This window comes from Paenibacillus sp. sgz302164 (genome assembly GCF_056120505.1).
Window position 1 is genome coordinate 84332 of record NZ_JBVYOL010000028.1, and the last position, 7288, is coordinate 91619.

The following is a 7288-nucleotide window of genomic DNA, read 5'->3' on the forward strand; positions in this document are numbered from 1 at the left end:
GTCTAGGAATAATTTCCTAACGCCTGAAAATATTTCGCCAGCGCCTGCGGCCTGTCGGCGACTTCGAGCTTTTCATATATTTTGGTCATATGATTTTTGACGGTATGGGCGCTTATAAAAAGGACTTTGGCTATCTCTGTGTTGCTCAGTCCCTGCACCGCCAAATCAAGCACTTCCGCCTCCCGGGAGGTCAGCTTGCCGTAAAAACGGCGGGACGAGCCCGCCTCGGCCTGCGCCGGAAGTCCGTCTGCCGGCAGCTTATTGGCGAGACCTGGGCTTTCCGCATAGGAATTTGTTCCTATGCACTCCTTGGCGCCGGCCTCTTTGGGCCCGCTTCCCATCATATGAACCAGCAGACTGCCCGCCATATGGAAAAAGTAGAGCACTTCTTTGACATCGTGCCCTTGCTCAAAAGCAGCCGCAAGCGCGCCAAACGGTTCCCCCCGCACGACCAAGGGGAGTTCAAGCAGCTCCGTGCCCCGCCAGCGGCTCGTCATCGTTTTGCGGAAAGCGGACATGGTGCCGCGTTCGGCGATCATTTCGGCAAATGCTTTTGTCAGCTGCCCCTCATCGCCGTCCAGCGCGTACACGATTGTATTTTGCTGCTGAAAAGCGACAAATTTCGCATCCGTGTCACGAAAAATCGTCTCCACGATCCATTTGTATGCGGTCTTATGCTCATGAACGTCAATCAATCCTTGAGAAAGCTCCAGCAGAGCTCGCTCCTGGTACCGCTTCTTGTCCATTTCCTTCTGCATGTGGCTGTAGTGGATTTCGGAGGCCATTTGCCCGGCCAAAATGCCGCCCATATCGGCCAATTCCTCCGACATGCCGGAACCGCCCGCGGCGCTGCCGCCAAACAACAGCCCGTACAGCCGCCCGTTATACTTGACGGGATAGCAAATGATGAATCGCGGAGCCAAGCCCCGCCACGTGAAAATCGAAGCCCTGGGATCTTCCGCAATATCCTCCCAGTATCCCATAATCTGCGTCAAAGCCACTTGCCCCAGCAGCCCCTCACCCATATAAAAATGAGCCCCTTGCAGCCGCTTATGATCCGTACCGGTGCCGGACGTCTCGGCAACGACGTACTGCTCGCCCCCGGATTTCACCGCAAATCCGGCGAACTGCAGCTCGGTGATTTTCACGAAAATATCCAGTATACTGCGCAGCCAGGCATCGTCCCGGCCATCCAAAAGACTCAGCACGCGAAGCAGCTGAAGCCGGTTGGCATGCGCTTTCACCCTGTCCCTCGTCTCGAACATGTCGCTGATCATATCCGTCATGACGACCAGCTTCTCCAGCGCGCCTTCCACTTCGGGAGCGGACAAGGACGGGGCCTCCTCCACGGCTTGCTCCCACAGCTCTTTATTGGCCGCAGCGGCGGATTCGGTGACTATGCGCTTGACAAGCTCCTTGTTCCGCGCATCCAGCCAGGCGCCGGCAAGCAAAAAACAAACCGCCCGTTCCTGCACGAGAACAGGCGCCACAATAATTTTGATGCCGTCCTCGCTTTCATACACGATCGGTCTTTGCACCGTTTGCACACGTTCCATCGTATCGTCCAGAGCCTTGTTTTTCATAATTAAAGGAGCCTCCCATAACATTCTGGGAAGCTGAATCGGTCCGGAAGGCTCCGTCATATTGCGGCCGGCCGGATCAATCAAAATGAGCGTCAATCCGCATAAAGATGCATAAGCATCCTGCAGATGTTGCAGCTTGCATGCCTGATTCGTCGTCACTGTCAGCGCCTCTCTTTTATATTCTCTACCCTACAAATTCCGTCCGTCCAAAAGGTATCCCTGCTTTTTAAGGCAATACCTGTCAATTGTCCAAAGCGGCGTATGCAATCGGGAATGTAGAAAATAATAAAGCTACTAGATACCGGGAGTGATTCGGTCCGTATGAGTCGAATTTTGCTTATCGAAGACGAGCAGCGCATCGCAAGAGTGCTTCAGTTGGAACTGGAACATGAAGGCTACTCGGTGCAGGTGGAAAACGACGGAAAGCTGGGGCTGCAGACCGCGCTCGCGGGCAGTAGTTGGGATCTGATTTTGCTGGATATCATGCTCCCGGGAATGAGCGGCCTGGAAGTGCTGCGGCGGGTCAGGCAGGTGAACGCCACGCTTCCCATCATCCTGCTTACCGCCAGGGACGCCGTTCCCGATCGGGTTAGCGGGCTGGATCAGGGAGCGAACGACTATATCATCAAGCCTTTCGCCATCGAAGAGCTGCTTGCGCGAATCCGCAGCCTGCTGCGCCAGAAGACTCTGCAGGAACAGCCCGAGCAGGACCATCTGTTGAGAGTGGACAGCCTGACGATGGATTTGCGGAGCAGAGCCGTCCAGCGCGAGGGAAGCCCGATTGAGCTGACGCCGACGGAGTTCGATCTTTTGCGTTTCCTGATCCGCCACCAGGATGAAGTCATGTCAAGGGAACAAATCATTTCCGAGGTTTGGGGATACGATTTTATCGGAGATACGAACGTTGTGGATGTGTACATCCGCTACTTGCGCCAAAAGGTGGACAAACCGTTTGCGTCCAAGCTGATTCATACGATACGGGGAGTCGGATATATGCTTAAGGCGGAGCCGGGGGATAAAAATTCCGAGGATCAGGACGCTGAGCCGCCCTCTGAAGAGTCTTCCTGACCATGAGCCTGAAATTAAAAATCACCGCTTGGGTAACTGCGGGGCTGGCGGTCATCCTTTTCCTGAGCTTTACGTTCGTCTACTTCATGTTTATCCGCATTACAACGAGCGGCGAGCTTGAACTGCTAAAAGAAAAAGCCCATACGCTGCTGCAGCGGGATTTGCCGCATCACCCGGAATATTGGACCGGCACGAATCATCTGGACGAACTGTTGATCCCCCAGGAAATGATCCGCTATGTGATACAGGACGGAACGGTCAAATATCAAATTTATTCCGACCAAAGGCTGCTCAGCTACAAGCCCGTGTATGTCTCGCGGGAAAGTGTGTCCACCAAGCAGGCGAGCGACGGCATTTTCGTGTTCGTGCGAACTCCGGTATTCGATCAGGGAAAGCAGATCGCCACTTTGGAAATCGGCCGCAGCCTCGATAAATTAGGGGAATATTCCAGCACTCTGATTTCCATTTTGCTGCTGACATCCGTAGGCGCCTTGATCGTGGCGATTTGCGGCGGCTATTTTTATACGAATGCGATTTTCCGTCCTTTGCAGCAATTGATCGCAACTATGCAAAATATCGAGAAAAGCGGAACGTTCCGCCGCATCGAGCTGAGCGAGAAGAAAGATCCCGACGAATTGGCGCTGCTGGGCGGCACGTTCAACCGGATGATAGACAGGCTGGAGGAGACGTTTCAGAAACAGGAACAGTTTCTGGCCGATGCTTCCCATGAGCTTCGCACGCCGCTTACCATTATTGAGAGCTACGCCAGCCTGCTGCGCCGCTGGGCTTTCAGCGACGCCAAGCTGCGCGACGAGGCCATCGAGGCCATCTTGTCGGAAAGCGCCCAGCTCAAGCGGCTGACCCGCCATCTTCTCTCCCTGATCGAGACGGAGAAAGATCATTGCAAGGACGGGGAAACTTATGACCTGGTTCCGCTCGTCCAGTCAACGGCCGCTTCGCTGCGCGTCACCTCCGGCCGGGAGATCGAAATCAAATGCGCGGCCGAGCGGCTCGAAATGACGGGCGACCCTTACAGAATCAAGCAGCTGCTCGTTATTTTGCTCGACAATGCCTTGAAATACAGCTCCAAAACCGTCATCGTGAACATTGAGGAAGAAACGGTTAACCTTCTTGCGATCAAAGTCATCGATCAGGGAATCGGCATCGCCGAAGAGGATTTGCCGCACTTGTTCGACCGCTTTTACCGCACCGATAAAGCCCGCAGCCGCAGGCTGGGAGGAGCGGGACTGGGGCTGGCCATCGCGGCGAACATCGTCAAATCGCATGAAGGCGCCATTGCCTTCAACAGCCGGCCGGGCGAAGGGACGACCGTCACCGTGAAGCTGCCAAGATCGTGTCAATAAAAATATTATCAGACAACTCTCATCATTCTCTCAGAATTGCTTCCGGCTCCTACTCTCTCGGGCCGTACAGGCTTGTCCGGTAAATTATAGGCGGTTTTTCATCTGCTATACTTGGGCTTAGGTGAAGCGATCACCACACAACAAAGCTCAAGGAGGACGTTATGAAAAACCAACAGAAAGTATACAAAAAACTGCTCGTTGCAGCAATGACAGTTTCAATAGGGCTATCTGCAGGAATGGTCGGCGCCCCTCATGCGGCCGAGGCGGCGGTAACCTCTTCATCTTCCAAAGCCAGTCAGGTCATCTCCATCGGCAAGCATTATTTAGGCACTCCGTATCAGTTCGGGGCCAAATCGGGACAGACGAGAACATTCGACTGTTCGTCTTTTACCCAGTACGTATTTAAGAAGGTCGGCGTTAATCTGCCCCGGACCTCTCAGCAGCAATCTCACGTAGGCAAGTATGTTTCAAGAAGCAATCTGCAGCCAGGCGATCTTGTTTTCTTCTCCAATCCCGGCAAACCGGGCGTTATCCACCATGTCGCGATCTACATGGGGAACGGCACCCTGCTGCATACGTACGGAGCAGGCGGAGTCCGCATCACGAAGATGAGCAGCGGAACGTGGTCCTCGCGTTACATGACAGCGCGCCGCGTTTTGTAATCACCTCACCAGTACACCCTTAGGGCTAGCCCCTAAGGGTGTTTGCGTTTCGCGGATATGCCGCCGGGGCTCAATTCCTAGAAGCGGATAAACGCCTCATGGTAGCCTTCCTTGAGACCGCGCTTGCGTACCTGAACCTGCATCAGCCGCTCTCTGTACCGTACTCTCGCCGTCTTCGGTATCACCATCGAAGGCAGCTTGATGACACGGTCTTTACCGTCCAAAGTACCTGTCACCTTAATATGGTCGGATTTGACAAACACTTGCAGCGCTCTCGGATTCTCATCCTTAGGAAGCCTCACCTTGACGATAACATGATCGTGCGTTTCAAAAATGTCGGAAGCATCGGTTCGGGCAGTGGACGCAACGGTGGCGTCCAAGCCGTGCATCGCTTTTTTCAGCGTGTCCTGTACATATCCTTCAACCCACGTCATATTATCTAGAAAGGTCTGCCCATTTTCGCGAAAAGGCAGCTTTTGCCCTAAAAATTTTTCAAGCTGCTCCCACTTCAACCAAGGGTGGCGATTAAACCCGTTCAAGCTCATCACCTCATTTTCCCTACAGTATATGTGTGTGGTATGCGCATGTGACACCGATCTATAAAGGTACCTCTGGGCGGATACCCACATATACTAAAAGCAATAGAGCCTGAATCGGGGGAGAGCGAACATGCCGTCTATCGTAGGAAACGTAAAGATACTGTCCGTAGGTCCCAGCTCCGTCATCCATTTCGGCGATTGCGTGATTATATCTCCTACCAGCTCATCCAAAACTTTTGCCGGTGCGGGTTCCTTTAACACCGGGGATTTCCCGAGCGTTTTCAACGCGCTCAGCAATACCGTAACCAACGATCCCGATCTGATCGATACTACTGCAAACGGGGTGATCATTTAGCATGAACTGGACGATACACCAAACCATACTCATTCAGCATCTGCGAGTCAATTCCGTATCCAACTCATCCGTTCTACAAATCGGCAGCGCCGGATCTATCCGATCCCTCTCCAATTTATATAACACCGGCGGGTTTGTCGAACCTGCCCCGCAGCTTGGGCAGACCGCTACGAATCCGGTGTCCCTGGTTCCTCTGCCCTCGCCGGCATGACGGATACCGGCAATTGTCAAAAAGCCTTACATACCGACGTGGTAAAAAGAGGTGCTTACTCGGATGCAAAAGCCCATAACCTGGCAGCAATGGACACAGCAGTTGTGCAATTACATTGAGGCGCAAAAGCAGCGCATCGACAAACTGGAGCAGAGCGTCGCGAAGCTGCAAACGGAGCTGAAAGAGCTGAAAGATCAAAAACGGGTGCACATTGACAAGATCGAATACCACTTCGACCAGCTCAAAGTCGAAAAGCTGGACGGAACGCTGACCATCGGGATCAGTCCGGCATCCATGGATGCGATCGACGACTTCAGCGTGAACGGCAAGTCCTTCGGGGCAGGTGGCGGAGCCGGCGGCAAAGATTCGTTTCCCGAGGAGGTTCCTCCGGATTCCGGCCTTGAGCAGCAGGTGTCCAGCGGGATCGAACAGTATCTGAAGAAAGATGTACAGGCCGATATGCTCGGCATAGAGGAGAAATACCAGTATCCGCTGGAAGACGGCTTCCGGGATATGATTTTGGATGACATCCGCAAACAGATTGAAACCCGGATTCGGCACTACGTCAGCCAATACCGCAGCGTCGGGTTCGATCAGCCGTTGGAAGCCGTTACGGCCAACATTTTCGAACGCACCAAACAGGATATTTTGAGCGCCATTGAAACGTATATTTCCAACTTGCCGCGAAAGGATAGTGATTGACCGATGGATTTTCATGTTGAAAACAAACAGTTGTGCGTCGGCGATGTGCGCATTATCGGCGTTTCCAGTTCCTCGGTGTTTTTGATCGGGGACACGGTTAACGTCTCCTTATCCTCCATGTTCGACACTCCGCCGGAATCGGTCATTATCAGCCCCCTCGTTCCGCTTGCCGGAGAAAGGTAGGCGAAAGGATGGCACGGCTATCGATCGTAGATTGGGTCTACAATAACGAAGTCGGTTCGGGAAGCGTCATGCAGGTGGGTGACAGCGTGAACATGATTTTGAAAACTGGGGTTTTTGCCGTCCAAAGGGAAGTGCCGATTTTTTACGGGAATGAGGGCAGCTTCGCGGCCGATCCTCTTTTCGAAAGACCGTTTCCGCAGCCTGAACCGGGCGGACCGGCAAGCGTATGTACGGATAACCTCGGATCTTGCATCAAAGTTCGCAGCGTACGCATCCTCGCTATCTCTTCTTCCGCAGTGCTGCATATCGGGAGCAATCACAACATTCGCTCCGAAACGAGAATCAAAAATATCCGCCAGTTCGTCCAAAACAAGCCCGGCCCGCCGGGAAAAACAACGTTCGTCAAAATAGGCGACGATTCGGTCGCGACCTGACCGCCCGGGCGAGCCGGACTCGGGCGGGGATCGCCCAGTCGAGCCGGACCCGGGCAGCGCGGACCAGGCGCGGCACGGGAGGCGGCGCGGCGGGCCAGGGGCGGGCACCGCGGACGGCGCGGCGCGGGAGGCGGCGTGGCGGGACGGGCGCGGGCACCGCGGACCGGACGCGGCACGGGAGGCGGCG

At 54.3% G+C, this 7288-nt stretch carries 10 protein-coding genes; 8 read left to right on the plus strand and 2 right to left on the minus strand.

The features are described 5' to 3' along the window. Window positions 1–2: 2 nt before the first annotated feature. Window positions 3–1742, minus strand: coding sequence for a LuxR C-terminal-related transcriptional regulator (locus AC0LWT_RS32420; protein WP_474685425.1), 1740 nt, complete (start codon window positions 1740–1742; stop codon window positions 3–5). Between the two features lie 162 nt (window positions 1743–1904). Between AC0LWT_RS32420 and AC0LWT_RS32425 the strand changes: the two genes are divergently transcribed. From AC0LWT_RS32425 to AC0LWT_RS32435, 3 genes are all read left to right on the plus strand, one after another. Next, window positions 1905–2651 (plus strand): response regulator transcription factor, encoded by a 747-nt coding sequence (locus AC0LWT_RS32425; protein ID WP_474685426.1) that lies wholly within the window; start codon window positions 1905–1907, stop codon window positions 2649–2651. A 2-nt stretch (window positions 2652–2653) separates the two neighbouring features. Further along, window positions 2654–4015, plus strand: a complete 1362-nt coding sequence (locus AC0LWT_RS32430; RefSeq protein WP_474685427.1) for a sensor histidine kinase — start codon at window positions 2654–2656, stop codon at window positions 4013–4015. Window positions 4016–4176: 161 nt separating this feature from the next. Next, complete coding sequence (locus AC0LWT_RS32435; RefSeq protein WP_474685428.1) at window positions 4177–4677, plus strand: C40 family peptidase; 501 nt, start codon at window positions 4177–4179, stop codon at window positions 4675–4677. 77 nt (window positions 4678–4754) lie between these two features. Here AC0LWT_RS32435 and AC0LWT_RS32440 read toward each other — a convergent pair whose 3' ends face one another. Further along, a complete protein-coding gene (locus tag AC0LWT_RS32440) occupies window positions 4755–5216 on the minus strand; it encodes an Hsp20/alpha crystallin family protein (protein ID WP_474685429.1) in 462 nt (153 codons plus the stop codon). Between the two features lie 130 nt (window positions 5217–5346). Here AC0LWT_RS32440 and AC0LWT_RS32445 point away from each other — a divergent pair, with 130 nt between their 5' ends. The 5 genes from AC0LWT_RS32445 (at window position 5347) to AC0LWT_RS32465 (ending at window position 7101) form a co-directional block, all read left to right on the plus strand. After that, window positions 5347–5571, plus strand: coding sequence for a spore germination protein (locus AC0LWT_RS32445; protein WP_474685430.1), 225 nt, complete (start codon window positions 5347–5349; stop codon window positions 5569–5571). 1 nt (window position 5572) lies between these two features. After that, entirely contained in the window at window positions 5573–5782 is a 210-nt protein-coding gene (locus AC0LWT_RS32450) for a spore germination protein GerPB (RefSeq protein ID WP_474685431.1), read from the plus strand. 63 nt (window positions 5783–5845) lie between these two features. Continuing rightward, window positions 5846–6484 (plus strand): spore germination protein GerPC, encoded by a 639-nt coding sequence (gene gerPC, locus AC0LWT_RS32455; protein ID WP_474685432.1) that lies wholly within the window; start codon window positions 5846–5848, stop codon window positions 6482–6484. Between the two features lie 3 nt (window positions 6485–6487). Then, complete coding sequence (locus AC0LWT_RS32460; protein WP_474685433.1) at window positions 6488–6667, plus strand: spore gernimation protein GerPD; 180 nt, start codon at window positions 6488–6490, stop codon at window positions 6665–6667. A gap of 8 nt (window positions 6668–6675) precedes the next feature. Then, on the plus strand, window positions 6676–7101 hold the full coding sequence (locus AC0LWT_RS32465) for a spore germination protein GerPE (protein ID WP_474685434.1): 426 nt from the start codon (window positions 6676–6678) through the stop codon (window positions 7099–7101). The last annotated feature ends 187 nt before the right edge of the window (window positions 7102–7288 follow it).

Excerpts from the sequence above, each read along its gene's own strand:
- AC0LWT_RS32430 (WP_474685427.1), top strand. The coding sequence starts at position 2,654 with ATGAGCCTGAAATTAAAAATCACCGCTTGGGTAACTGCGGGGCTGGCG.
- AC0LWT_RS32445 (WP_474685430.1), top strand. The coding sequence starts at position 5,347 with ATGCCGTCTATCGTAGGAAACGTAAAGATACTGTCCGTAGGTCCCAGC.
- AC0LWT_RS32460 (WP_474685433.1), top strand. The coding sequence starts at position 6,488 with ATGGATTTTCATGTTGAAAACAAACAGTTGTGCGTCGGCGATGTGCGC.
- AC0LWT_RS32465 (WP_474685434.1), top strand. The coding sequence starts at position 6,676 with ATGGCACGGCTATCGATCGTAGATTGGGTCTACAATAACGAAGTCGGT.
- AC0LWT_RS32425 (WP_474685426.1), top strand. The coding sequence starts at position 1,905 with ATGAGTCGAATTTTGCTTATCGAAGACGAGCAGCGCATCGCAAGAGTG.
- AC0LWT_RS32450 (WP_474685431.1), top strand. The coding sequence starts at position 5,573 with ATGAACTGGACGATACACCAAACCATACTCATTCAGCATCTGCGAGTC.
- gerPC (WP_474685432.1), top strand. The coding sequence starts at position 5,846 with ATGCAAAAGCCCATAACCTGGCAGCAATGGACACAGCAGTTGTGCAAT.
- AC0LWT_RS32435 (WP_474685428.1), top strand. The coding sequence starts at position 4,177 with ATGAAAAACCAACAGAAAGTATACAAAAAACTGCTCGTTGCAGCAATG.